At 68.5% G+C, this 22,569-nt stretch carries 24 protein-coding genes; 6 read left to right on the plus strand and 18 right to left on the minus strand.

What is annotated here, in order from left to right; translation table 11 throughout:
• Positions 1-38 precede the first annotated feature (38 nt).
• The 7 genes from ACFKCF_RS48645 to ACFKCF_RS48675 all read right to left on the minus strand — a co-directional run bounded on the left by ACFKCF_RS48645 (position 39) and on the right by ACFKCF_RS48675 (position 6,623).
• Complete coding sequence (locus ACFKCF_RS48645; protein ID WP_394502435.1) at positions 39-1,808, minus strand: ABC transporter substrate-binding protein; 1,770 nt, start codon at positions 1,806-1,808, stop codon at positions 39-41.
• A gap of 18 nt (positions 1,809-1,826) precedes the next feature.
• On the minus strand, positions 1,827-2,102 hold the full coding sequence (locus ACFKCF_RS48650; RefSeq protein WP_225963982.1) for a DUF2160 domain-containing protein: 276 nt from the start codon (positions 2,100-2,102) through the stop codon (positions 1,827-1,829).
• 2 nt (positions 2,103-2,104) lie between these two features.
• A complete protein-coding gene (locus ACFKCF_RS48655; protein ID WP_387833376.1) occupies positions 2,105-2,857 on the minus strand; it encodes a carbohydrate ABC transporter permease in 753 nt (250 codons plus the stop codon).
• Positions 2,858-2,931: 74 nt separating this feature from the next.
• The gene (locus ACFKCF_RS48660; protein WP_394502437.1) at positions 2,932-3,828 is read right to left on the minus strand and encodes a carbohydrate ABC transporter permease; all 897 of its coding nucleotides are present in this window, start codon (positions 3,826-3,828) and stop codon (positions 2,932-2,934) included.
• Complete coding sequence (locus tag ACFKCF_RS48665) at positions 3,825-4,919, minus strand: ABC transporter ATP-binding protein (RefSeq protein ID WP_394502440.1); 1,095 nt, start codon at positions 4,917-4,919, stop codon at positions 3,825-3,827. The genes ACFKCF_RS48660 and ACFKCF_RS48665 overlap by 4 nt, the downstream gene beginning before the upstream one ends.
• On the minus strand, positions 4,912-6,003 hold the full coding sequence (locus ACFKCF_RS48670) for an ABC transporter ATP-binding protein (RefSeq protein ID WP_394502442.1): 1,092 nt from the start codon (positions 6,001-6,003) through the stop codon (positions 4,912-4,914). The genes ACFKCF_RS48665 and ACFKCF_RS48670 overlap by 8 nt, the downstream gene beginning before the upstream one ends.
• A gap of 173 nt (positions 6,004-6,176) precedes the next feature.
• Positions 6,177-6,623, minus strand: a complete 447-nt coding sequence (locus ACFKCF_RS48675; protein WP_394502444.1) for a MarR family winged helix-turn-helix transcriptional regulator — start codon at positions 6,621-6,623, stop codon at positions 6,177-6,179.
• Positions 6,624-6,668: 45 nt separating this feature from the next.
• Here ACFKCF_RS48675 and ACFKCF_RS48680 point away from each other — a divergent pair, with 45 nt between their 5' ends.
• Positions 6,669-7,145 carry a VOC family protein gene (locus tag ACFKCF_RS48680; protein WP_394502446.1) on the plus strand — a complete coding sequence of 159 codons (477 nt, stop codon included), beginning with the start codon at positions 6,669-6,671 and terminating at the stop codon, positions 7,143-7,145.
• Between the two features lie 2 nt (positions 7,146-7,147).
• Here the strand turns inward: ACFKCF_RS48680 and ACFKCF_RS48685 are convergent, their stop codons facing one another.
• Positions 7,148-7,930, minus strand: coding sequence for an SDR family NAD(P)-dependent oxidoreductase (locus ACFKCF_RS48685; RefSeq protein WP_394502449.1), 783 nt, complete (start codon positions 7,928-7,930; stop codon positions 7,148-7,150).
• Between the two features lie 96 nt (positions 7,931-8,026).
• Here ACFKCF_RS48685 and ACFKCF_RS48690 point away from each other — a divergent pair, with 96 nt between their 5' ends.
• Positions 8,027-9,580 (plus strand): DUF4434 domain-containing protein, encoded by a 1,554-nt coding sequence (locus tag ACFKCF_RS48690; RefSeq protein ID WP_394502451.1) that lies wholly within the window; start codon positions 8,027-8,029, stop codon positions 9,578-9,580.
• A gap of 87 nt (positions 9,581-9,667) precedes the next feature.
• Here the strand turns inward: ACFKCF_RS48690 and ACFKCF_RS48695 are convergent, their stop codons facing one another.
• Positions 9,668-10,549 carry an arginase family protein gene (locus tag ACFKCF_RS48695; protein WP_394502453.1) on the minus strand — a complete coding sequence of 294 codons (882 nt, stop codon included), beginning with the start codon at positions 10,547-10,549 and terminating at the stop codon, positions 9,668-9,670.
• Positions 10,550-10,577: 28 nt separating this feature from the next.
• Here ACFKCF_RS48695 and ACFKCF_RS48700 point away from each other — a divergent pair, with 28 nt between their 5' ends.
• Entirely contained in the window at positions 10,578-11,141 is a 564-nt protein-coding gene (locus ACFKCF_RS48700) for a CGNR zinc finger domain-containing protein (RefSeq protein WP_394502454.1), read from the plus strand.
• Positions 11,142-11,428: 287 nt separating this feature from the next.
• Here ACFKCF_RS48700 and ACFKCF_RS48705 read toward each other — a convergent pair whose 3' ends face one another.
• Positions 11,429-12,307: a hypothetical protein gene (locus tag ACFKCF_RS48705; protein ID WP_394502456.1), complete on the minus strand. Its 879-nt coding sequence runs from the start codon at positions 12,305-12,307 to the stop codon at positions 11,429-11,431.
• Positions 12,308-12,692: 385 nt separating this feature from the next.
• Between ACFKCF_RS48705 and ACFKCF_RS48710 the strand changes: the two genes are divergently transcribed.
• Positions 12,693-12,989, plus strand: coding sequence for a hypothetical protein (locus tag ACFKCF_RS48710; RefSeq protein WP_394502459.1), 297 nt, complete (start codon positions 12,693-12,695; stop codon positions 12,987-12,989).
• Entirely contained in the window at positions 12,989-13,294 is a 306-nt protein-coding gene (locus ACFKCF_RS48715) for a hypothetical protein (protein ID WP_394502461.1), read from the plus strand. Before ACFKCF_RS48710 ends, ACFKCF_RS48715 begins: the two co-directional genes overlap by 1 nt.
• On the opposite strand, the gene ACFKCF_RS48720 is transcribed toward ACFKCF_RS48715, so the two are convergent.
• The 8 genes from ACFKCF_RS48720 to ACFKCF_RS48755 all read right to left on the minus strand — a co-directional run bounded on the left by ACFKCF_RS48720 (position 13,291) and on the right by ACFKCF_RS48755 (position 21,173).
• Positions 13,291-13,557, minus strand: coding sequence for a hypothetical protein (locus ACFKCF_RS48720; RefSeq protein ID WP_394502462.1), 267 nt, complete (start codon positions 13,555-13,557; stop codon positions 13,291-13,293). The genes ACFKCF_RS48715 and ACFKCF_RS48720 overlap by 4 nt on opposite strands.
• Positions 13,523-14,206: a helix-turn-helix domain-containing protein gene (locus ACFKCF_RS48725; RefSeq protein ID WP_394502464.1), complete on the minus strand. Its 684-nt coding sequence runs from the start codon at positions 14,204-14,206 to the stop codon at positions 13,523-13,525. Before ACFKCF_RS48725 ends, ACFKCF_RS48720 begins: the two co-directional genes overlap by 35 nt.
• A gap of 488 nt (positions 14,207-14,694) precedes the next feature.
• Positions 14,695-15,948: an iron uptake transporter deferrochelatase/peroxidase subunit gene (gene efeB / locus ACFKCF_RS48730; RefSeq protein WP_394502466.1), complete on the minus strand. Its 1,254-nt coding sequence runs from the start codon at positions 15,946-15,948 to the stop codon at positions 14,695-14,697.
• A gap of 15 nt (positions 15,949-15,963) precedes the next feature.
• Positions 15,964-17,109: an iron uptake system protein EfeO gene (gene efeO, locus ACFKCF_RS48735; protein ID WP_394502468.1), complete on the minus strand. Its 1,146-nt coding sequence runs from the start codon at positions 17,107-17,109 to the stop codon at positions 15,964-15,966.
• 11 nt (positions 17,110-17,120) lie between these two features.
• A complete protein-coding gene (efeU, locus tag ACFKCF_RS48740; protein WP_394502470.1) occupies positions 17,121-17,954 on the minus strand; it encodes an iron uptake transporter permease EfeU in 834 nt (277 codons plus the stop codon).
• 137 nt (positions 17,955-18,091) lie between these two features.
• Complete coding sequence (locus ACFKCF_RS48745; protein WP_394502472.1) at positions 18,092-18,934, minus strand: carbohydrate ABC transporter permease; 843 nt, start codon at positions 18,932-18,934, stop codon at positions 18,092-18,094.
• Positions 18,931-19,890, minus strand: a complete 960-nt coding sequence (locus tag ACFKCF_RS48750) for a carbohydrate ABC transporter permease (protein WP_394502474.1) — start codon at positions 19,888-19,890, stop codon at positions 18,931-18,933. Before ACFKCF_RS48750 ends, ACFKCF_RS48745 begins: the two co-directional genes overlap by 4 nt.
• Positions 19,887-21,173 carry an extracellular solute-binding protein gene (locus tag ACFKCF_RS48755; RefSeq protein ID WP_394502476.1) on the minus strand — a complete coding sequence of 429 codons (1,287 nt, stop codon included), beginning with the start codon at positions 21,171-21,173 and terminating at the stop codon, positions 19,887-19,889. The genes ACFKCF_RS48750 and ACFKCF_RS48755 overlap by 4 nt, the downstream gene beginning before the upstream one ends.
• Positions 21,174-21,394: 221 nt before the next feature.
• Between ACFKCF_RS48755 and ACFKCF_RS48760 the strand changes: the two genes are divergently transcribed.
• Complete coding sequence (locus ACFKCF_RS48760) at positions 21,395-22,405, plus strand: LacI family DNA-binding transcriptional regulator (protein WP_394502478.1); 1,011 nt, start codon at positions 21,395-21,397, stop codon at positions 22,403-22,405.
• Positions 22,406-22,569 lie beyond the last annotated feature (164 nt).

Here is a 22,569-nt window from a genome sequence, read left to right on the forward strand (position 1 = left end):
GGACCTGCCCCCGGGCGGCGGCGCTCCTTCCTGAACGGTCAGTTACCCGACTTCCACGTGGCGATGAGCTTGTCGTAGTCGAGCGTCTCCGGCTTGCCCCGCTCGTCGGCCAGCTTCGGCGCGGGCGCGCCCGGCTGGTCGAGCCAGTATTGGGCGGGCCGCTCCGGGTTCAGCTTCGGCGCGCAGTTGCCGCCGTAGCCGCGCCGCTCCAGCCGGGCCAGGATGTCGTCCTGCTGCTTGGCCAGGTTGTCCATCGACTGCTGGGCGGTCGTCTCACCGGTCACCGCGGTGGCCACGTTCTGCCACCACAGCTGGGCGAGCTTGGGATAGTCGGGGACGTTCGTCCCGGTCGGGGTCCACTGCTTGCGGGCCGGCGAGGCGTAGAACTCGATGAGCCCGCCGTACTTCTTGGAGTTCTCGGAGAAGAAGTCGCTGCGGATGTCGGAGTCGCGGATGAACGTCAGACCCTTGATCGACTTCTTCAGCGACACCGACTTCGACGTGACGAACTGCGCGTACAGCCAGGCCGCGGCCCGGCGGTCCTGCGGGGTGTTCCTCAGCAGCGTCCACGAGCCGGCGTCCTGGTAGCCGAGCTTGTTGCCCTGCTTCCAGTAGGCGCCGTGCGGGCTCGGCGCGATGCGCCACTTGGGCGTGCCGTCGCTGTTGACGACCGCCAGGCCCGGCTTGGTCATGTCGGCCGTGAACGAGGTGTACCAGAAGATCTGCTGGGCGATGTTGCCCTGCGCCGGGACCGGGCCCGCCTCGCTGAAGTTCATGCCCGCGGCCTCCCGGGGGGCGTACTTCTTCAGCCAGTCCACGTACTTGGTGAGCGCGTAGACCGCCGCGGGGCCGTTGACGTCGCCGCCGCGGGTGACCGACGAGCCGACCGGGCGGCAGTTCTCGACTCTGATGCCCCATTCGTCCACCGGCAGGCCGTTGGGGATGCCGGGGTCGCCATTGCCCGCCATGGACAGCCAGGCGTCGGTGAAGCGCCAGCCCAGCGACGGGTCCTTCCTGCCGTAGTCCATGTGGCCGTAGACCTTCTTGCCGTCGACGGTCCCGTTGCCGTTGACCTTGTTGGTGAAGAAGTCGGCGATGTCCTCGTAGGCCGCCCAGTTGACCGGGACGCCGAGGTCGTAGCCGTACGCGGCCTTGAACTGCTTCTTGATCTCCGGGTCGGTGAACCAGTCGTAGCGGAACCAGTACAGGTTCGCGAACTGCTGGTCGGGGAGCTGGTAGATCTTCTTGTCCGGCCCGGTGGTGAAGCTGATGCCGATGAAGTCGTCCAGGTCGAGCGTGGGCGAGGTGACATTCTTGCCCTCGCCCGCCATGTAGTCGGACAACGGGAAGACGTAGTCGCCGCGCGAGTGGGTGCCGATGAGGTCGGAGTCGTTGACGTACGCGTCGTAGATGTTCTGGTTGCCCTGGATCTGGGTCTGCAGCTTCTCGATGACGTCACCCTCCTGGATCAGATCATGCTTGATCTTGATCCCGGTGATCTCGGTGAACGCCTTGGCCAGTGTCTGAGACTCGTACTCGTGGGTGGTGATCGTCTCCGAGACCACGTTGATCTGCATGCCCCGGTACGGCGCCGCGGCCTTGATGAACCAGTCCATCTCCGCCAGCTGCTGGTCCTTGGACAGGGTGCTCGGCGTGAACTCCTCCGTCACCCACCGTTGCGCCGCCGCCTTGCCGTCGGACTCCTTGAAGTCGCTCGTGGGCTTCTCCGCGCCCTGCGTGCAGCCGGCCACTACCAGGACGAGCGCGGCCAGACCTACCGCCGCGGACCTGCCTGCCCGATGCCTCATCGCTCGGCTCCTCCTCTGTTAGCCCCATATTCCGATCACGACCGCCACCAGCAGCGCGCATCCGAGTGCGAGCCACATGGACAGGTCGGTGACAGCCATCCAGCCGGCCAGCACGACGGCCGCGCTGATCAGGCCGATGTAGAGCCGGTCGCCACGGTCGGTCTCGATGCGCAGGAAGCCGCGCCGGGCCACGGGAGGGGAGATGCGGGCCCAGACCGCCATGACGACCAGCAACAGGGCGAGCCCGGCGAACACCAGGGCCGTGGGGACGGTCCAGACCATCCACTCCAGCATCCCTAGACCCTCCCCATGGTGAATCCCTTGGCTATGTAGTTCCGGACGAACCAGATGACGATCGCGCCGGGGACGATGGTGAGCACGCCCGCCGTCGCCAGCAGCCCCCAGTCCACGCCGGCCGCGCTCACCGTCCGGGTCATCGTGGCGGCTATCGGTTTGGCGTTCACCGAGGTGATCGTCCTGGCGATCAGCAGCTCGACCCAGCTGAACATGAAGCAGAAGAACAGCGTCACGCCGATCGCGGACCGGATCATCGGCAGGAATATGCGGACGAAGAAACGCGGCAGCGAATAGCCGTCGATCGCCGCGGTCTCGTCTATTTCCCGGGGAATTCCCGACATGAAGCCCTCGAGTATCCACACGGCGAGCGGCACGTTGAACAGCATGTGCGCGATGGCGACGCCGAGGTGCGTGTCGAAGAGCCCGACGCTCTGGTAAATCTGGAAGAACGGCAGCAGGAACACCGCCGGCGGCGCCATGCGGTTCGTCAGCAGCCAGAAGAACAGGTGCTTGTCCCCGGCGAAACGGAACCGCGAGAACGCGTACGCCGCCGGCAGCGCCACGACGAGCGACATCACCGCGTTCATCGAGGTGTAGATGATGGAGTTCAGATAGCTCGAATACCAGGAGGAGTCCGAGAAGAAAGTGGCGTAGTTGTCGAACGTCACGCGCTGCGGGATGAGCGAGAAACTGCCGAGGATGTCCTCGTTCGGCCGGATCGACATGCCGAACATCCACAGCAGCGGCAGCATCAGCGTGGCCACGTACAGCCAGAAGACCGTCCGTGCCCAGGGCAGTCGCCGTTCGGTGCGCCTGGCCATTCGGGTCACCTCCCCGACCTGGTCAGCACGGTGAAGAAGACGTAGCAGAGGATCTGCACGATCAGGAAGTAGAGCAGCGAGAACGCGCCCGCCGGGCCCAGGTCGAACTGCCCGACCGCGATCTTCGACAGCAGGATGCTGAGGAACGAGGTGGCGTTCCCCGGGCCGCCGCCCGTCACCACGAACGGCTCGGTGTAGATCATGAAGCTGTCCATGAACCTGAGCAGGATCGCGATCGTCAGCACCCCGCGCAGCCTGGGCAGCTGGATGTGCCGGAACGTGGCCCACGCCGACGCGGCGTCGATCTGCGCGGCCTGGAAGTACGGCTCCGGGATCGAGCGCAGGCCCGCGTAGGCCAGCAGCGCCACCAGCGGCGTCCAGTGCCAGACGTCCATGACCAGGACCGTGATCCAGGCGTCCGTGGAGTCCAGCGTGTAGTTGAAGTTGATCCCGAGGACGTTGTTGATCGTCCAGCCGCCCAGCCCGATGTCGCCGCGGGCGAAGATCTGCCAGATCGTGCCCACCACGTTCCACGGGATGAGCAGCGGCAGCGCGACCAGCACCAGCGCCACCGACACCCAGAAGCCGCGGCGCGGCATGACCACCGCGAGCGCCACGCCGAGCGGGATCTCCAGCAGCAGCACCTGCGCCGAGAACAGCAGGGTCCGCACGAACGCCGAGCGCACCTCCGGGTCGCGCGAGATCGAGCGGAACCAGTCCAGGCCCACGAAGATCCGGTCATTGGGGTTGAAGACGTCCTGCACGGAGAAGTTGACCACGGTCATCAGCGGGATCACGGCGGTGAACGCCACCGACACGACCACCGGCAGCACCAGCCACCAGGCCCGGTTGTCCTTACGCTTCAGGTCCGCGGCCCGCGGCTCCTCCTGGACCTCGGTCACGCCGTACCCCTTCCGTTCAAGGGCGCGAGGGAGCCGCACCTGACCTCGTCCCGGAACAGGAACGTCCGGTCCGCGGGGAAGTGGAGGAACTCGGCCGAGCCGGGCCGGTAGGGCGAGCCCGCCTCGGTCCTGGCGATCACCGGGTGCTCGCCGACCCTGGCGTGGACCAGGTCGTACGCGCCCATCCGGTCGATCCCGGTCACCGTGGCCGGCACGCCCGGCGACCGGCCCGCGCCGGCGATCTCGACGAACTCGGGGCGCACCCCGATCCTGACCGGCCCCTGCGGCAGCTCGCCGCCGGCCAGGCCCACGTCCGCCTCGCCGACGCGTACGACGTCGCCGACGATCTCGGCCGGGAGCATGTTCATGCCGGGCGAGCCGATGAAGTGCCCCACGAACTCGTGCGCCGGCGACAGGAACAGCTCGGCCGGCTCGCCCGCCTGCACGATCGCCCCGTCCTTGAGCACCACGACCTCGTCGGCGAACGTCAGCGCCTCCGTCTGGTCGTGCGTGACGTAGACGAGCGTGTGGCCGGTGTCGCGGTGGATCTCCTTGAGCTTGCTGCGCAGCGTCCACTTCAGCGCCGGGTCGACCACGGTGAGCGGTTCGTCCAGCAGCACCGCCGCCACCTGGGAGCGCACCAGGCCGCGGCCCAGGCTGACGATCTGCTGGCGGCCCGCGTCCAGGCGTCGCGACCTGCGACCGAGCACCTGGTCGAGGCCGAGGAGCCGGGAGACCTGGCGGACCCGCTCGTCGATCTCCTTCTTCGGATATTTCCGGTTCCGGAGAGGGAAGGCGAGGTTGTCGTAGACCGACATCTCCTCGTACAGGACCGGGAACTGGAAGACCTGCGCGATGTTGCGGCCCGAGGTGGGCACGTCGGTGACGTCGCGGTCGTCGAAGAAGATCCGGCCCACCGTGGGGGTGAGCAGGCCGGAGATGATGTTCAGGAGTGTGGTCTTGCCGCAGCCGCTCGGGCCGAGCAGCGCGTACGCCCTGGAGCTCTGCCAGGTCCAGGTCATCGGCTTGAGCGCCCAGGTCTCGCCGCCGTCGTAGCTGTGGCCCACGCCTTCCAGGCGGATGTCAGCCATGCAGGTCGACCTCCGCGGCGCTGGTGGCGAGCAGGCGCCCGCCGTCCTCGTCGAAGACGAAGACGTGGGCCGGGTCCACGTACGCGACCGCGGACTCGCCGGGCGTGAACAACCGGGTGCCCGGCAGGTGCGCGACCAGGTGGACGCTCCCCTGCAGGAGCAGGTGCACGAACGTCGCGCTGCCGGTCACCTCGGCCAGCCTGATCTCGGCGGGCAGCTCCAGCGCCCCGGGACCGGCGCGCTCGATGCTCACCTGGTGGGGGCGAATGCCGAGCATGACTGCCCGACCCGACGCGTGCGCGTGGGGCGCGGGGAACGAGGTGCCCAGGACCTCGATCCGGCCGTCGCGTACGACGCCGGGCAGCAGGTTGAGCGGGGGGTCGCTGAGCGTGGCGGCCACGGCCAGCGTCGGCGGGTGCGCGTACATCTCGGCCACGTCGCCGACGTGCTGGATCCTGCCCTCGCCCAGGACCACGGTCGGGGCGGCGAACGTCAGCGCCTCGTTCGGGTCGGCCGTGGAGTAGAGGACCACGCCGGGGGAGTCGGCGAACATGGATTTCAGGTCGGCGCGTAACTGTTCGCGGAGCTTGAAGTCCAGGTTGGCCAGCGGCTCGTCGAGCAGCAGCAGGTCCACGGGGCGGGCCAGCGCCCGGGCGATGGCGGTGCGCTGCTGCTGGCCGCCCGACAACTCGGCGGGGCGGCGGTCGAGCAGCCCCGCGATGCCCATGAGTTCGGCGACCTCGCGCACCCGGCGGTCGATCCCGGCGCCCCGGAACTTCGGGTCGAGGCGGAGGGGCGAGGCGATGTTCTCGTAGACGGTCAGCGACGGGTAATTGATGAATTGCTGGTAGACGAAGGCGACCGAGCGTTTCCGCACCGAAATCGCGGTGACGTCTTTTCCGTCGACCACGACGCGGCCCGAATCCGGCGGTAAGAGGCCGGCGGCGACGCGCATCAATGTCGTTTTTCCCGCGGTCATCGGGCCGACGAGGGTGGTCATTCCGTTGGATAATTCCAGGCGAACGTCGTCAAGCCAGGTCTCCCCGCGCTGCCGTACGAAGACGCCATCGAGAATCAGCGTCACTGTGCCGGTCCTCTCTGCTCGCCTCCATCTAACATGATCTGTAACTGTGTGCAAAGAGGGCATGTGGTGTAGCTGTGCAGAATGTGACGGATGAGTAATCACGATTCGATGTCGGGACAGCCGTGAACGGCCGGGCCTATCACTCCGGCGGCTTTTTCCCTGGTCATCGGCCGTTATCTGAAGATTTTCGTGACCAGCTCGTGGAGTCGCTGCCGCTCGTCCGCCGTCAGCGGTGCCAGCGTCTCCCGTTCCACGCGCTCCACCAGGGCCCGCCCCCGCTCCAGCGCGTCGCGGCCCGCGGGCGTCAGTGAGGCCCGGTAGCGCCGCCGGTCGGCCGGGTCGCGGTCGCGCTCGGCCAGCCCCGCGCCGATCAGCTCGTCCATCAGGCGCACCATGTCGCTCGGATCGAGCCCCAGCCGGCCGGCGATCTCGCGCTGGGCGGCGGGCCCGAAGTCCGCCAGCGTGGCCAGTACGGCGAACTGCCACAGGCTCAGGCCGGTCTCGTCCGCCAGCCGGGCCGCCACGGTGCGGCGGCTTCCCGCCCCGACCTTGTGCAGGACGAAGGTCGTGATTCCGAGCAGGGTGGGCGGCAGGTCCATCCCCTTAGTGTAGGTTGTCACCAATCATTGGTAGTTACCAACTATTTCTTTGCTGGAGGGTCCTCGATGGACGCGCTCTACCCCCGCCTGCTGGTGCGTGACTTCCCGGCCAGTGCCGCCTTCTACCAGGCCGTGCTGCGCGAGCTGCTCGGCGTCGAGCCGGTGAAGGTCCTGCCCGGATACGCGAACTGGGACATCGAGGGGCAGGCCGGGCTGGCCCTGTTCGGCCGGGACCGGCTCGCGGCCGCCGTCGGCACCGCAAACCTGCCCCAAGCTGCTCAGGACGGGGCTCAGGACGGGGCTCAGGACGGGGCTCAGGACGCGGCTCAGGGCGGGGCTCAGGACGCGGCTCAGGGCGGGGCTCAGGACGGGGCGATGCTGGTCATGAAGGTGGACGACGTCGACGCGGCCGCCGCCTGCCTGGCCCACCACGGCGCCACGGTCGTCGCTCCGCCCCAGGACCGCCCCGACTGGGCGCCCACCCTGCGGACCGCGCACCTGCGCGACCCGGAGGGCAACCTCATCGAGCTGCAGTCGTACTGACGTCAGGGCAGGATCGAGTCCACGTAGCCGCCGTCCACCCGCACCGCGCCGCCCGTGGTCGCGGAGGCGAAGGGCGAGCTGAGGTAGACGACCATGTTGGCGATCTCCTCGGGCTCGATCAGGCGCTGCAGCAGCGACTGCGGACGGTGCTCCCGCATGAACGCCCGCTGCGCCTCCTCCCACGGCAGCTCCTTGTCCACGAGCTGGTAGACGAAGTCCTCCACGCCCCCGGTGTGCGTCGGCCCGGCGAGCACTGAGTTGACCGTCACCCCCGTGCCCGCCGCCGCCTTGGCGAAGCCCCGGGAGACGCCCAGCAGCGCGGTCTTCGTCATGCCGTAGTGGATCATCTCGACGGGGATGGCCACGGCGGAGTCGCTGGCGATGTACTGGATCCGGCCCCAGCCGCGCTCGATCATGCCCGGCAGGTACATACGGGTGAGCCGGATCGCGGCCAGCACGTTGACCTCGAAATAGCGCCGCCACTCGGCATCGTCGATCTCGAGCGCGGGCCTGGCCCCGAAGATCCCCAGGTTGTTGACCAGGATGTCCACCCGCGGCAGCGCCGCCAGCACCGCCGCGCAGCCCTCGTCCGTGGTCACGTCGCCGGGCGCCTCGATCAGGTCGCCGACGCCGATCTGCTCCATCGCCATCGCGACGGAGTTCGCGGTGCGGCCGTTGATCCCGACGCGGGCCCCCGCCATCACCAGCCCCTCGGCGATGGCCGCCCCGATGCCCTGGGTCGAGCCGGTGACCAGCGCGGTCTTGCCGCTGAGATCGATGCGCACGATGTCATTGTCTGTGATCAGGTGCCGGAGGTCACGCCGCGGCACCTGTACGGCGCGCCGGATGCGTAGGCTTGGGGTGGCGTGGAAGGGGCGTGGGTGCACCGGATCATCCTGTGGCTGGTCGTGGCGGTCGCCTTCGTGGGGAGTCTGGTCGTGCCCCACGACTCCGGGGTGGAGGAGTGCCAGTCCCGCGACACCCGGGTCGTCGCCCCGTACGCCGTCACCGGCTACTGGGTCATCCCCCGGGCCGATCCGTGCGTGACGCGGCGCATGGTCGAGGCCGTCCACGCGATCGGCGGCGACACGCTCATCACGTTCGGGCCGAGGTTCAGCGCCCGCGAGGATCCCGTCTTCGCCGACTGTCTCGTGGACGGGCGGCCGTGCGCCGAGGTGCCCGGGGTCCGTCACGTCTACACGTACGTGACCAGCGAGGAGTTCGGGAAGGGGCTGCTGCGCTGCCCGGGGCTGGACCGGCGGATCGAGAGCCGGGGCCGGATCTTCTACCGGGTCTCGCTGGCCGGCTCCTGCGCGGACGCCGTCCAGGATCTCGTGCTCGTCTCCACGGACGGCGACGGGCTCGGCAACCTGATGACCGAGGCGGCTGCGTACGGGATGACGGTGTTCCCCGGGCTGCCCGCCGCGCCCCAGATGGAGGGCAAGCCGTGGGAGCCCGACGCCGCGCACCTCCCCGCGCTCAACGCCTTCACCGCGCGGGTGCTGGCCGACTACTGGGAGCGGTTCGGGAGGTCGGCGGCGTTCGGCGGGGTCTACCAGTCGTTCGAGCTGGCCATGCGGGGGCGGGGGCCCAGGGACCCGATCATCGGGCTGTACGCGGCCCAGCACGCGGTCGTCGCCGCTGCCCTGCCCGGGAAGAAGATCGTGGTCAGCCCTTACATCGACGCCCGGAGGGGGCGCGGGTTCCCGCCCGGGCAGGTGGAGAAGGGGCTGGCGGACATCGCCGCGACCCGGGCCGGGGCGCCCATGGCCGTCGCCGTGCAGGACGGGCGGGGGACGGGGAAGGTGCCGGTGTACGGGGTTCACGAGGAGGAGGCGCTCGTCGCTCCGCGATTGGTGCCGGTGGTCGGGAACGTGAGCAATGCGCGGGCGTACTACGGGTCCACGCGGGACTACATCGAGGCCGCGGCGCGGCGGGTGCCGTCCGGGGTGGAGCTGTGGGTGAACGTGGAGGGGTTCGAGCCGACGCCGGTGGACGGGGAGTGCGGGCGGGTCGATCCGCTGCCGTTGCGCGGGCGGACGACGAAGGGCCGGATCGACTCGCAGGTGATGGCGGCGGGGACCCACGCCGGAAAAATCATTTCTTATGGGTGGGATCCGTTCTTCACCTGCCAGGCCCGCTACGACACGCCCTCGCTGGCCGACGACATCGTGAACGGCTGGCGGCAGCCGATCATCGTCGGCGCCACCCGCAAGGAGATGAACGGGCGGCCCGGCATCCTCGTCGAGGGCTACAACCTGCGCGGCGGGACGCTCCGCTTCGACCCGCAGGGGGTGGTGGTCAAGCAGGAGTGGTACGCGCGGGGGCGGCTGGAGTCGGCGTGGGCCCCGTACGTACCCACGGGCCCCTGGACCTCGATCACCGCCACCAACGAGACCGGCCACTCCAGCACGAGCGGCTACACGACCCGATAGGCCGGCATGCGTCGGGCCGGCATTGGTCGGGCCGGCATTGGCCGGGCCGGGCATTCGTCAGGCTGGCACTCGTCAGGCCGGCATTCGTCAGGTCAGCGCCGACACGAGGATGTCCGCCAGCAGGGCCGCCTGGCTGCCGTCCTCGTCCAGGTCGGGGTCGAGGATCGTCATCTCCAGGCCGGCGGCGCCCGGCAGCTGTGCCAGGCCGCGGATCAGCTCGGTGAGCTGCGCGGCGTCGAGCCCGCCCGGGGTGGGGGAGTCCACGGCGGGCAGCACGGACGGGTCGAGCACGTCGACGTCCACGTGGATCCAGAACCCGTCGAGCTCGTCACGCACCAGCACCTTGCTCGCGTCGTCGAGGGAGATGTCGGTGCCGGGGAGGTGGGCGATGCCACTGTCCGCGATGTCCCGCAGGTCCTCCTCGTCCCGGACCCCGAGCACGATCACGTCGTCGTCCCTGACGTACGGCCGCAGCCCGTCGATGTCCGCCAGGTAGTCATCGCCGCGCCCGGTGATCAGGGCCAGATCCTCCCCGGCCGCCGCCCCGACATGCGGGCTGTTGCCCAGGTGCCGGAAGTCGGCGTGCGCGTCCAGGTACGCCACCCCGTACCGCCCGCTCCTGCGCAGGGCGAGGGCGGGGCCGAGCAGGATCGAGCAGTCACCGCCGAGCAGCACCGGGAACCCTCCCGCAGCCCGGATCCCGGTCACCTTGTCGGCGAGCCTGCGGGCGTAGGCGGCGATGGCCCGGCCGTTACGCACACCGCTCCCCGGCTCCCACGTGGCGACGTAGCGGGGCGGCACGAGCGTCCCCGCGTCGGCGGCGCCAAGCCGCTGCACGAGCCCCGCGTTCCGCAGCGCCCAGGGGGCTTTGTAGCAGCCGGGGATGGTGTCGGGGGCGAGCGGACGCAGGCCGAGATTGGACGGCGCGTCGAGGATCGTCAGGTGCCTGTCAGGGGTTATTGTGTTCATAGTCGTGACGGTAACAGAGGGAGGATGGATGCGCCAGTTCGCTGAAACGGGTCTGGTGGCGCTGGATCTGGCCAACACCTGGGACGAGTACCTGGACGACCCGGAGCGCCTGCCCGACGCGACGGCCCTCCACCGCTTCTGCCGTGAGCTGGGCGGACGCGGCGAGCTGGGCGGACGCGGGGGGTTGGCGGAGGGCGGCGAGCTGAGCGTTGACGATCTGCGAGCGGTGCGGGCGGTGCGGGAGCGGCTGCGTGCCGTGCTGTCCTGCGACCCTCCTGCTCGGACGCGCGCCCTGGCGCAGTGGGCGGGCGAGCTGCCGATCCGGGTGGCGGTGGAGGAGTCGGACGGGGCCCCACGACAGCGGCTCACCGCGCCGCAGGGAGCCGACCTGGCCGAACGGCTCGCCGTCCGATCCGTCGCCGAACTGCTCGACCTAGCCGCCTCGGGCGACTGGGAACGCCTGCGCCTCTGCGCGGCCGACCCCTGCAACGACGCCTTCGTGGACCAGAGCCGCCCGGGCAAACGCCAGTTCTGCTCGACCCGCTGCGCCAACCGCGCCCACGCCGCCGCCTCCCGCGCCCGCCGCCGCTGAGCCTCGGGTGTACGGCGATATCCAGGCGACCGGCACGTGCATCGGGTTCGGTGGTGATCTGGCCGATCTTCTACGGGGGAGCGGGATGACGTCAGGCGCGAACGCCTCCATGAGGTCCGCTGGAGAAGGTCGTCTGGTCGCGCCGCACGCTCATCGCGTGGTCATGGCGCGATCGTCGGATGCGCAGGGGTGGCGTTGGCGTGAGTGACCGGTTTCATGCAGGGCGTGATGGAGGGGATTCCGGTATCCCAACTATGGGCAGTCGGGCTTCAGCCGAGCCAGAATCTTCAATCGAAGAGCTCTTCGGCGGTGGTGGCCTTGAGCGATCGGACGAGCCAGCTCTCAAGGAGGGCGAGGTCGGTGCATGCCAGGACTCTCTCCCGAATGGAGTCCGAGACAGGTATGGAGCGCTGCTCCAGGATCTTCAGCACGGACTTCGCTTCGCCACGGGCCTCACCTTCAGCCCGTCCTTCGGCCCGAAGCATCTCCGCGAACTCGGACTTGAATCGATAGTTCTGCATGGCCATCAGAGATCTCCAGATCTGCCGGGCTTTTGTGTTTCCGAGGCCTATTTCCGTTTGTTCGGCGAGGTATGCGGCGGTGTCGGTGTCGACCGCGGTCAGCGCGACGTCCAGAGCCTTCAGTATCGCATTGACCTTGGGTGAACGCGCATGTGTGAGTGCCGAGAACATGGCGAGCACCGCGTCTTCGCACGCTTCGGCCGGGTCGATGATCTGAGGCACGTTGTCAGGGCCGAGCGCTATGGGATAGAGGATCAAGCACGGGAAGCCGGCCAGGCCGATCCGTTTCGGCTCGCGGGCCCATTTGGCCGTGGCCTCGTCCTGGCAGGTCACGAGGAGCATGACGGGACAGCGGAACTTGATGTGCGCGTGGCTGAGGTAGTAGGCCCACGCGGACGCCTTGTCGTCGTCTCTGCGTGATTGTGACTCGATGATCACCACAGTCTTGGACCCCCACCGGGAGGTGAACATCATCACCGTGTCAGCGCGCCGCTCAATTGGCACTATTTCCGTCATGTCAGTATCGACCACAGCGACCTCGGAAGGGGTCGGGAAGTCGATGTTGAGGATCTTGAAGGCATGAGCGAACAGCTCCGGCTTGTCGCGGAAGATGCGATGGAGTGCCTCGTGCTGGGAGGAGGGCATGTGCGGAACGTTATCATTTGATTACGCTAAGTTCGGGAAGATGTGTCGAAGCGCGCAGGGTTTGCCTGGGCGAGGGTGGTCCGGTGTTGCGCGAACCGCGCCACGAAGGCGGGGCCGCCTCGCACGAGCCCAGTGACCAGGGGTGGCCGGATGCCGCCGTCGGCTCACCATCGCCCTGGTTCGTTGTCCAGTCTCCGTCCGGTGGTTGCGGACCGCGTGGCGTGTTGCCGACATGGGTTCCGGTCATGTGCGGGCGTGGGTGCGTGAGGTGTTGCCGACGTGGGTTCGGGTCGCGTGCGGGCGTGAGCGCGTGGCGTTCGGGCAGCGGGAATTGTCGGTCAGGGTCGATGGCTTTCGATCATCCCCCGACGATGGAGGTTGGTCGATGTATCGACAGGGCGACATCCTGATCATGCCCGTGCCGGAGGAGTCCGCCCCGAGCGCGCTGCGGCCGGAGCCGCGTGACGCTCGCGGGCGCCTGGTTCTGGCCCATGGCGAGGCCACCGGGCACTGCCACGCGATCCCCGGCCCCGGCACCCTCTCCGGCGGCTTCCTGCACCTGCCCGAGGGCGGGCGGCTCGTGCACGAGGAGCACGCCGCGATCTCGTTGCCCAAGGGCTGGTACAGGGTGATAAGGCAGCGTGAATACGTGCCCGGCTCCCACCGGGTGGTGGCCGACTGATGACGACCTTGACGTGGGAGCGGGTGGCCAAGGCCACCGGGCCGGGCGACGCGGTGCGCCGCGCCCTGGAGGAGGCCGGGCTGGGGACTCTGCCGGACCGCTCACCAGCCGACGGCGGCTCACCGACCGGGTCAGCGAGCGATGGCGGCTCGTCAACACTGTGCGAGTTCCCACGTTCCTACGTCGATGTGACCGAGACAGCAGGCAGGAAGACGACGATGGGGCCGAGCGTCGGTCAGATGCTCAAGGCCATCAAGGAGCGCTCCAGCGAGCAAGACGTGCTCATCGTCGAGCCGACACGCTAGACGCGTTTCGCCGCGTCCTGCATCCGCGCCGCGTAGACCGCCAGGTCGCGGGGATAGCGGGTCAACTCGGGGAGCGCTGCCCGGAAGCCTTCGGCGGCCACGTGCCAGTCTCGCACCGCGTAGGCGGCATTGGCCTTATGCAGGTGTGCCCGTACAGGGTCCAGCCAGTACAGCCAGTTCGGTCGGTCCTGCTCATCGGGGGTTCGTAGAGCCAGTTCATAGGCCTGATCAGCGAGGCGGCGAGATTCGTCGCGCTCGCCCACGGCCGCCGATGCCAGACTTGCCTGATGCGCCTGCCATGTCGGCCGATCCGGCGTCCACAGCCCATCCGTGGGCGAGGTCGAGCCAGGCCAGAGCAGGCCCCGCGTGTCCTTCCCGGTGGGCCACCCATGACAGCCAGTGAGCATGCTCGGCTGCGAGGATCAACAGCCGATCCGCCACCGGCCCAGAGGTACCCGGCAGCAGGCGTGTGACCATGTCGAGTTGCGAGCGGACCACGGGCCGTAGCTCCCGGCCACCCACCGCATCCTCTGCCCTGCGGTGTTCGGTCAGCACATGAGCGATCCAGTCAGCGATGCGCACGTCGGCACGGCCAGTGGTGTGCGCTCGGGAAATCCTTGCGCGTAGTTCCGGGTCAGGCGACCATTCGGACATTTCTGGACGGTGTGCCCCGCCCAGTTCTTCCGGCACTTGCAGCCCCTCTGCGATCCGCTGAATGAGATCGGCGTCCATGATCCGTCTGCGGCCGTTCTCAACTGCTGAAATATGGGGCTGTGGCATGTCGATGAGCTGTCCGAGTCGCGCTTGCGAAATGCCGAGAATGTTCCGATAAGTACGGAAAATGACCGGCCAGTCTTTGCGCAGCCATGCGGCACGAAGACGCCCCTCTACCCAGGCTTGCGGACCTGTCATATGCCGGACGATACCCCCTGCGTATACAGCCTCGGTATTGGTTTCGGCGCTTTGATTTCCCAGGATGAGGGCGGTTCTGAAAAGCGGAACCCGCCGAACGCGGCGAACGTTCGACGGGCTCCTTGATCAGGAAGGACCTCCTGACCCGTGGGCAACTTTAGGGCATCACCCTGTTCCCCCGCCTCGATCACCTGACGACCACGACCGGCAGCAGGGTTGTCCGCACGCTGCACAACCCCTTCTTCGCGGACGGCGCGTGAGATGGCCAGGGAGCAGGCGCTGTCGGACGCCGAGGGGTCGGGGCTTGGCCCGACTGGAAGCATCGCCCGAGCTCCTCCTGCGCGAAGCGCCCCCTTTGCGAAGACCTTGCGCGCCGCCAGGCGCGCCCCGGGAAGGCGCCCGAGCGGTAGCGAGGACCGCTCGGGGTGGGCTCCAGCAGGCCCACTTGGTAATAGGGCAACGGGCGGGTGAGCCCGCGCGACCTACTACTAGCCGAAGAGGGTGCGGCCCCAGTAGTCGCCGGCGTCGCGGACTCCGGGTGGGCAGGCGAACAGGCCGCTGGAGACGTGTTTGATGTACTCGTTGAGGGCGTCGTTCTTGGCCAGGTTCATCTGTACCGGTACGAACTGCTTGCGCGGGTCGCGCTGGTAGGCGATGAAGAACAGGCCCGCGTCCAGGCGGCCGAGGCCGTCGGAGCCGTCCACGAAGTTGTAGCCGCGGCGCAGCAGGTGGGCGTTGCCGTTGGAGGTCGGGTGAGCGAGCCGTACGTGGGCGTCATCCTTGATGTGCGGCTGCCCGTCGGCCCCCTTGGACGCGAAGTCCACCGGGTCGAACTCGGCCTTCTTGCCCAGCGGCGCCCCCTCGCCCTTGTCGCGGCCGAAGATCTGCTCCTGCTCCACCAGCGACGTGCGGTCCCAGGTCTCGATCGCCATCCGGATCTTCCTGGTCACCATGTACGAGCCGCCCGCCATCCAGTCGCTGCCGTCCTGCGCGGAGGCCCACAGCTGGTCGCGGAGCAGGGCGGCGTCCTCCAGTTTGAGGTTGTTGGTGCCGTCCTTGAAGCCCATCAGGTTGCGGGGGGTCGCCTGGGAGCGGGACGTGGACGACGTACGGCCGAAGCCGAGTTGCGACCAGCGTACGGAGACCTTGCCGAAGCCGATCCTGGCCAGGTTGCGGATGGCGTGCACGGCGACCTGGGGGTCGTGGGCGCACGCTTGCACGCAGATGTCCCCGCCGGAAATTTCCGGAATGAGCTGCTCTCCCGGAAATTTCGGCAAATCGGCGAGAGCGGCCGGCCGCTTGTCCTTCACCCCGAAGCGGTCGTCGAACAGCGACGCCCCGAACCCGATCGTCAGCGTCAGCCCCGACGCGGGCAGCCCCAGCGCCTCACCCGTGTCGTCGGGCGCGGCCTCCGGCGCACCGCCCACCGCCCCGTACGACCCGGCCTCCTTGCCCTGCGTCAGCCGCGCGGCCGCCGCCGTCCACTCCTGCAGCAGTTCGACCAGCTCGGCCCGCTTGTCCGTGGTGACGTCGAACGCCACGAAGTGCAGCCGGTCCTGCGCCGGCGTGACGATGCCCGACTGGTGCTCGCCATAGAAGGGGAACGGGTCGGAGGTCGAGGAGGCGTGCGCCACCGGCGCCTCATCGAAGAGCGTGTTCGCGGCCACGACACCGGCCCCGACCACGGCGGCGCCCGCGGCGCCCAGCCCGAACAGCCCCCTGCGGCTCACCCGCTGGCTCATTGCCGGCACCTCCCGCTACTTGGTGATGACCGGCGCGATCTTGCTGATCGGCTCGGCCAGCGCGTTGATCGCGTCCGACAAGGTCTTCAGGTCAGCCTTGGACAGCTCGTTGTGCAGCTTCCAGCCGTCGCCCTTCTGGTGCGCGCCGAGCGCCGCCTCGGCCGCGGCGAACTTCTCGTCCAGCGTCTTGACCAGGTCAGGAGCCCGATCCTCCAGCACCGGCCGGAGCGACTGCACGGCCGCCTTGGAGCCCTCGACGTTGGCGTCGAAGTCCCACAGGTCGGTGTGCGACCAGATGTCCTCCTCGCCGGTGATCTTGCCGGTGGCCACCTCGTCGAGCAGTTCCTTGGCGCCGTTGGCCAGGTTCAGGGGGGTCAGCTGGGCGGCGTTCGACTTGTCCACGATCGTCTTGACGTCGGCGATCAGCTTGTCGGCGATGGCGCCGTCCTTGCTGATGTCCTTCTTGATCCACAGGTCCTTCTCGATCCTGTGGAAGCCCGTCCACTCCTCGCCGTCGGCCAGGTCCGCCTCGCGGGCGTCGATGGCCGGGTCGAGGTCGCCGAAGATCTCGGCCACCGGCTCGATGCGCTCCCAGTACGTGCGCGCGACCGGGAACAGCTCCTTGGCCTTGTCGATCTTCTCCGCCTTGACCGCGTCCACGAACTCCTGCGTCTTGACCAGCAGCGTGTCGCTCTGCGACTTGATGTAGCGCTTGTAGCTGGCGACCGCGTCGGCGAGCTTGGCGTCCTCGGTGAGCGCCTTGTGCTCGCCGGTCACCTTGAACGCGTTGCGGATGCCCTTGCCGATCATGCCGGGCTTGCAGGCGGTCTCGTACGCGCCCGCCGGCAGCTCGGCGATGAGCTCTCTGGTCAGCCCGGGCACGATGTTCTCCACCTCGGCCATGACGCGGTCACCGGGGGCGTACACGTAGAACTCGGTCACCTTGCTGCCGCCGTTCGTGATCGTGAACGTCGTGGTGCCGGCCGCGACCTCGGCGGCGCCGACCTTGCACTCGGTGTCGGACGCCGCCACGGTGATCTTGCCCGGCTTCGCGGCGGCGGGGCTGGAGCCGGAGGAGGCGGCGGGGGTGTTCCCCGAGCCGCAGGCGGCCAGCGTCACCAGGGCGAGCGCCCCGAAGGACAGGCGGATGGGGGTGCGCATGATGCTCCTGTTCAGGCCGCGGAGGAAGCGGGCGACGGCGTGGACTTCACCCGCGTGTTGCGCAGGAAGAAGAAGAGGGTGGGGACGAGGTAGCAGGCCCAGGCGATGACCTCGGCGACGCTGGGCTGCGGCGTGATGTTCAGCATGCCCTGCAGCAGGGTGCCGTACCAGGAGTCGGCGGGGATGACGCCGCTGATGTCGAAGGCGTACGTGCTCAGGCCCGGCAGGATGTCGGCCTCCTGCAGGTCGTGCACGCCGTACTTGAAGATGCCCGCGGCCACCAGGATCAGCAGCAGCCCCGTCCAGGTGAAGAACTTGGTGAGGTTGATCTTCACAGCGCTGCGGTAGAGGCCCCAGCCGATGAGTACGGACGTGAGCAGCCCCAGGCTGATGCCGATGAGCGGCTCCGGCGTGGTGACGGCGCCCTGCACGGAGGCGAAGAACAGGATCGCCGTCTCCAGCCCCTCGCGGGCGACGGCGAGGAACGCCATCACGACCACCGCGATCGAGCCCAGCTCCAGCGCTTCGGAGAGCTTGCCCCGCAGTTCGCCGGAGAGCGCGCGGGCCGCCCGCCGCATCCAGAAGATCATCCAGGTGACGAACACGACGGCGAGCAGCGAGGTGATCGAGTCGAACAGCTCCTGCCCCGTGTGCCCCAGGTGGGCGGCGGTGAACGTCAGGAGTGCCCCGAACCCCACGGACAGCGCGACGGCCGCGCCCACTCCCGTCCAGACCTGCGGGAGCTTGTCCTTGCGGTCACTCTTGACCAGGAATGCGACCAGGACTGAGACGACGAGTGCCGCCTCGAGACCTTCACGCAGCCCGATGAGGTAACTGGCGAACACCGTTACTCCCGTTTGCTGAGGTTTTGCTTGGCATTCCCTGAGGAAAGGCTTACCTAAATTAGGGCAGGCGAAGCATACCTAGCGCAAGAGCTGGAAGCCACAGTGTGCGGCGAGTCACGTCCCCAGGTGGCAGGTGATCATCCCTTCGTCGCGCCCGCGGTGAGACCGCCGACCAGGTGACGTTCCGCGACGGCGTAGAACCCGAGCGCGGGCACCATGGCCAGGACGAGATAGGCCAGGATGCGGGCGGTGTCGGAGGCGTACTGGCCCTGGAACTGCTGGATGCCCAGCGGCAGCGTCCAGCTCGACTCCTCGGTGAAGACCACGAGCGGGAGCATGAAGTTGTTCCAGCTCCCCACGATGGCCAGCACCGAGACGGTGGCGATGGCGGGCCTGGCCATCGGCAGCAGGATCCGCCAGAAGAACCCGAACGGGCTGCAGCCGTCGATGATGGCCGCCTCCTCGATCTCGCCCGGGATGCCGCGGAAGAAGCCGCGCAGAATGATGATCGTCAGCGGCAGCCCGAAGGCCGCCTGCGTCAGGATCACGCCGAGCGGGTTGCCCAGCAGCCCGAACGTGCGCAGCAGCACGAAGATCGGCAGGATGGCCACCGCGAACGGGAACATCAGCCCGGCCGTGAACAGCGTGAAGAACAGCTCCCTGCCGCGGAAGGCGAACCTGGCGAAGACGAACCCCGCCAGCGCCGACACCCCGACGGTCAGCACGGTCGTCACGACCGCGATGAACGTGCTGTTCCACAGCTGCAGCCAGAACGAGCCGGAGCCGATCACGTCGGTGTAGTTCTCCGTGGCCCAGGTGTTGGGCAGTCCGAGCGGGTTGGTGGACAGCTCGCTGGTGGACTTGAAGCCGCCGATCAGCGCGTACACCACCGGGATGATGATGAACAGGCCGACGACCCACGCGACCAGGTGCAGCGGCAGGGTGTTGCGCCGCGGCGAGGACTTCTTCCGATGGATCATCGGCGCTCTCCCATCGAGGTGGTCGCGCCCTCCAGGTCGCGGCGCATCACGAACCGCTGGTAGACGAGGGCGAAGACGAGGCTGAGCGCGAACATCACCACGCTGATCGCGCTGGCGTAGCCGACCTGGGAGCGCTTGAAGCCCCAGTCCATCATCGTGACGGCCATCGTCTCGGACGAGTGCGACGGCCCGCCCTGGGTGAGGATCCACACCAGGTCGAACAGCTGGATCGTGTAGATGACGGACAGGAAGACGCTGATCCGGATCGTGGGCCCGAGCAGCGGCAGCGTGATGTGCCGGAACGTCTTCCAGCTCGTGGCCCCGTCGATCTGGGCGGCCTCGATGAGCTCGTTCGGGATGCTCTGCCGCCCCGCGAGATAGATCATCATGTGGAAGCCGAAATATTTCCACATCATCACCAGGAAGAGCGACGGCATCACGGTGTCGGGATCGGCCAGCCACTCCGAGTCGAACCCGAACACCGACAGGAGCTGGTTCGCCATGCCGGACTCGGGCGAGAGGATCAGCGAGAACAGCACGCCGGTGATGACCTCGGAGAGCACGTACGGCGCGAAGAACACCACCCGGTACAGCGCCCGCCCGCGGATGCGCTGGTTCAGCAGCATCGCGATGGCCAGCGAGAACGGGAGCTGGACGCAGACCGACAGCAGCACGAGGACCAGCAGGTGCCACAGGTCCTGGCCGAAAATTTCGGTGCCGAAAAGCCGGGTGAAGTTGTCGAGCCCGATGAAGTTGGTCGGCAGGCCGCCGAAGCCGTTCCATTTGAAGACGCTGGCGTAGAACGCCACGAGGATGGGTGCGACGACCAGCAGCAGGAAGAGGACCAGGGCGGGCAGCAGGAACAGGGCGATGGTCACCCAGCGGCCGCGCCGCCTGGCGGCAGGGGCGGGGGCCGGAGGCGCGACCGCCTCCGGCCCCTTGAGGAGGGTCGTCATCCTTCGCTCTTGGCCACTTCGGTGATGGCCTTGCCGACTTCCTCCGGTGTCTTCGTACCGGCGATGAGCTCGGCCACGCTGTCGTTGACCTGCTGGCCGACTGCGGGCGGGTAGGCCTGGTCGAGGTAGAGCTGGTAGCCGCCGGCCGCGGCCAGCGCGGTCGCCACCTGCTTGAGGTTGGGGTCCTTGACCGCGCTTTCCTCGCCCTTGAGCACCGGCAGCACGCCGCCGGCCTCCACGGCCTTGGAGTGGTTGCCCATCTCGGTCATGAACTTCACGAACTGCACGGCCTCCGCGGGGGCGTCCGCGCCCACGGCCAGGCCGCCGCCACCGCCGAACGCGTCGGAGATCGAGCCCTTGCCGCCCTCGACCGCGGGGAAGGGGAAGAAGCCCAGGTCGTCGCCGAGGCCCTTGCCGGCGTCCTTCTGCACGGCGGGCGCCCACTGCCCCATCAGCTCCATGGCGGCCTTGCCGTTCGCCACGGTGGCCGCCTGGCCGTCCGGGGTGCCGTACCCCGCGCCGAGGAAGCCCTTCTGGAACGGCTGCAAGTCCGCCAGCGCCTTGACCTGCTGTCCGGCGGCCACGAAGTCGGGCTTGGTGAAGTCGTGGTCGACGGCCGCCTGCTTGAGCGCGTCGAGGCCGGCGATGCGCATGGCGAGGTAGGCCCAGTAGTAGTGGCCCGGCCACTTCTCCTTGCCGGCCAGGGCGATCGGCGTGACGCCTGCCGTCTTGAGCTTCTTGACGTCCTCGAGGAACGCCGACCACGTGGCGGGCGGCTGCGTGATGCCGGCCTTGGCGAAGAGTTTCTTGTTGTACCAGAAGCCGACCAGGCCGATGTCGGTGGGGAGCCCGTACGTCTTGCCGTCGACCTGGTACGCGCCCAGCGTGGCCGGCGTGAAGTTGGGCAGGACGTCGGCGACGTCGGCGGAGATGTCCTTGACCAGCCCGGCGTCGATCTGCTGTTTGAGCACGCCGCCGCCCCACGTGGCGAACAGGTCGGGAGCCTTGCCCGACTGCGTGATCGTGGTCAGCTTGGCCTTGTACGCGTCGTTCTCCAGGACGGTCGCCTTGATGGTGACGTTGGGATGCTTGGCCTCGAACTCCTTGGCCCGCTGCGCCCAGAGGGACTTGAGCGGCTCCGTGGTCGACAGGTGCCACCATTCAAGAGTGACCTTGGCGGCCGGGCCGCTCTGCTGGGGGGCCGTGCTGCTGCCTCCACCGCCCCCACCGCCGCAGCCGGTTATGAGCACTGCGGTCGCGATCAACACCAGACTGCGTTTCATCAGGGGTCCTTCCTCAGACTGGCTCGGCCTGCCGTACGGACCCCTGCACGTGATTTGCGGGACTCAGCGTGACTCATGGGGCACGGTACGGCGTACCGCGCGAAAGTTTCTTTAGTTCCCCGATAGTTTCGCTGCCTGGATCGTAGGTAAACGCTGCGTAAAGCGTCAACACCTTGAGTGGGAGCGATCCCAAACCGAAACTTTCGGATACACTCCCGAACGTGTCAGCGAAGCGGCGGGTGACGATCGCACTGATCGCGGAAGAGGCCGGGGTCTCCATTCCGACGGTGTCCAAGGTCATCAACGGACGTCCAGAGGTCGCTCCGGCGACCCGCCATCGAGTCGAACGACTCCTGCAGGAACACGGCTACCAGCGGCGCATCAGCCAGGACGACACCCCGGCCGGCCTGGTCGACCTGGTCTTCGCCGAGATCGAGTCGCCGTGGGCCATGGAGATCGTGCGCGGCGCGGAGGGCGCGGCCCACGAGGCCGGGGCCAGCGTGGTCATCTCCGTCCTGCACACCCATGCCGGACCGGGCCGCGACTGGCTCGAACGCCTGGCCGCCCGCCGTACCGACGGGGTGGTCATCGTCGCCTCGCGCCTGTCCACCGGCATCCAGGCCCAGCTCAGCGCGCGCTCGCTCCCGTTCGCCGTGGTCGACCCGGAGGGCGAGCCCGCTCCCGGCGTCGTCTCGGTCGGGGCCACCAACTGGAACGGCGGCCTGGCCGCCACCCGTCACCTGCTCGAACTCGGCCACCGGCGCATCGGCATGATCAGCGGCCCCACGGACATGCTGTGCAGCCAGGCCCGCGTGGACGGCTACCGCGCGGCCCTGGAGACGGCCGGGGCGCCGATCGAGCCCGAGCTGATCCGCCGCGGCACGTTCCTGGTGGAGTCGGGCCACGACGAGGGCCACGCCCTGCTCTCCCTGGACGCGCCCCCGACGGCGATCTTCGCCGGGAGCGACCTGATGGCCTTCGGCGTGTTCGAGGCGGCCCGCCAGCGGGGCCTGCGCGTCCCCGAGGACCTGAGCGTGGTGGGCTTCGACGACCTGCCCCTGTCCAAGTCGGCCTGGCCGCCCTTGACGACGGTACGCCAGCCGCTGCAGGAGATGGCCGCCCTGGCCACCCGCACGGTCCTGGCGATGGGCCGCGGCGAAGCCCCGGAGACCAAGCGGGTCGAACTGGCCACAGAACTCATCGTCCGCGACAGCACAGCCCGCCACGGGTAGGCACCCGGGCAGGTGGGCCAGGCCCGCCCACCCGTTGCCCATCTGGGTGGTGGGCCTGCTGGACCCCGCCCCGAGCGGGCCTCGCTTCGCTCGGCCTCAGGGGGCGCGACGACTTGCCCGTCGCCTGTCGGCGCGCGCGGGGCCACCGGTCACCTCCTACCGCG

This window comes from Nonomuraea sp. JJY05, assembly GCF_043496855.1.
Lineage (GTDB): Bacteria > Actinomycetota > Actinomycetes > Streptosporangiales > Streptosporangiaceae > Nonomuraea.

Coding starts and splice junctions, on each gene's coding strand:
- ACFKCF_RS48645 (WP_394502435.1), bottom strand. CDS start 1,808: ATGAGGCATCGGGCAGGCAGGTCCGCGGCGGTAGGTCTGGCCGCGCTC.
- efeB (WP_394502466.1), bottom strand. CDS start 15,948: ATGAGCCAGCGGGTGAGCCGCAGGGGGCTGTTCGGGCTGGGCGCCGCG.
- ACFKCF_RS48695 (WP_394502453.1), bottom strand. CDS start 10,549: ATGAACACAATAACCCCTGACAGGCACCTGACGATCCTCGACGCGCCG.
- ACFKCF_RS48710 (WP_394502459.1), top strand. CDS start 12,693: ATGTATCGACAGGGCGACATCCTGATCATGCCCGTGCCGGAGGAGTCC.
- ACFKCF_RS48755 (WP_394502476.1), bottom strand. CDS start 21,173: ATGAAACGCAGTCTGGTGTTGATCGCGACCGCAGTGCTCATAACCGGC.
- ACFKCF_RS48680 (WP_394502446.1), top strand. CDS start 6,669: ATGGACGCGCTCTACCCCCGCCTGCTGGTGCGTGACTTCCCGGCCAGT.
- ACFKCF_RS48665 (WP_394502440.1), bottom strand. CDS start 4,919: ATGGCTGACATCCGCCTGGAAGGCGTGGGCCACAGCTACGACGGCGGC.
- ACFKCF_RS48650 (WP_225963982.1), bottom strand. CDS start 2,102: ATGCTGGAGTGGATGGTCTGGACCGTCCCCACGGCCCTGGTGTTCGCC.
- ACFKCF_RS48700 (WP_394502454.1), top strand. CDS start 10,578: ATGCGCCAGTTCGCTGAAACGGGTCTGGTGGCGCTGGATCTGGCCAAC.
- ACFKCF_RS48750 (WP_394502474.1), bottom strand. CDS start 19,890: ATGACGACCCTCCTCAAGGGGCCGGAGGCGGTCGCGCCTCCGGCCCCC.
- efeO (WP_394502468.1), bottom strand. CDS start 17,109: ATGCGCACCCCCATCCGCCTGTCCTTCGGGGCGCTCGCCCTGGTGACG.
- ACFKCF_RS48725 (WP_394502464.1), bottom strand. CDS start 14,206: ATGACAGGTCCGCAAGCCTGGGTAGAGGGGCGTCTTCGTGCCGCATGG.
- ACFKCF_RS48705 (WP_394502456.1), bottom strand. CDS start 12,307: ATGCCCTCCTCCCAGCACGAGGCACTCCATCGCATCTTCCGCGACAAG.
- ACFKCF_RS48745 (WP_394502472.1), bottom strand. CDS start 18,934: ATGATCCATCGGAAGAAGTCCTCGCCGCGGCGCAACACCCTGCCGCTG.
- ACFKCF_RS48655 (WP_387833376.1), bottom strand. CDS start 2,857: ATGCTGCCGCTGCTGTGGATGTTCGGCATGTCGATCCGGCCGAACGAG.
- ACFKCF_RS48715 (WP_394502461.1), top strand. CDS start 12,989: ATGACGACCTTGACGTGGGAGCGGGTGGCCAAGGCCACCGGGCCGGGC.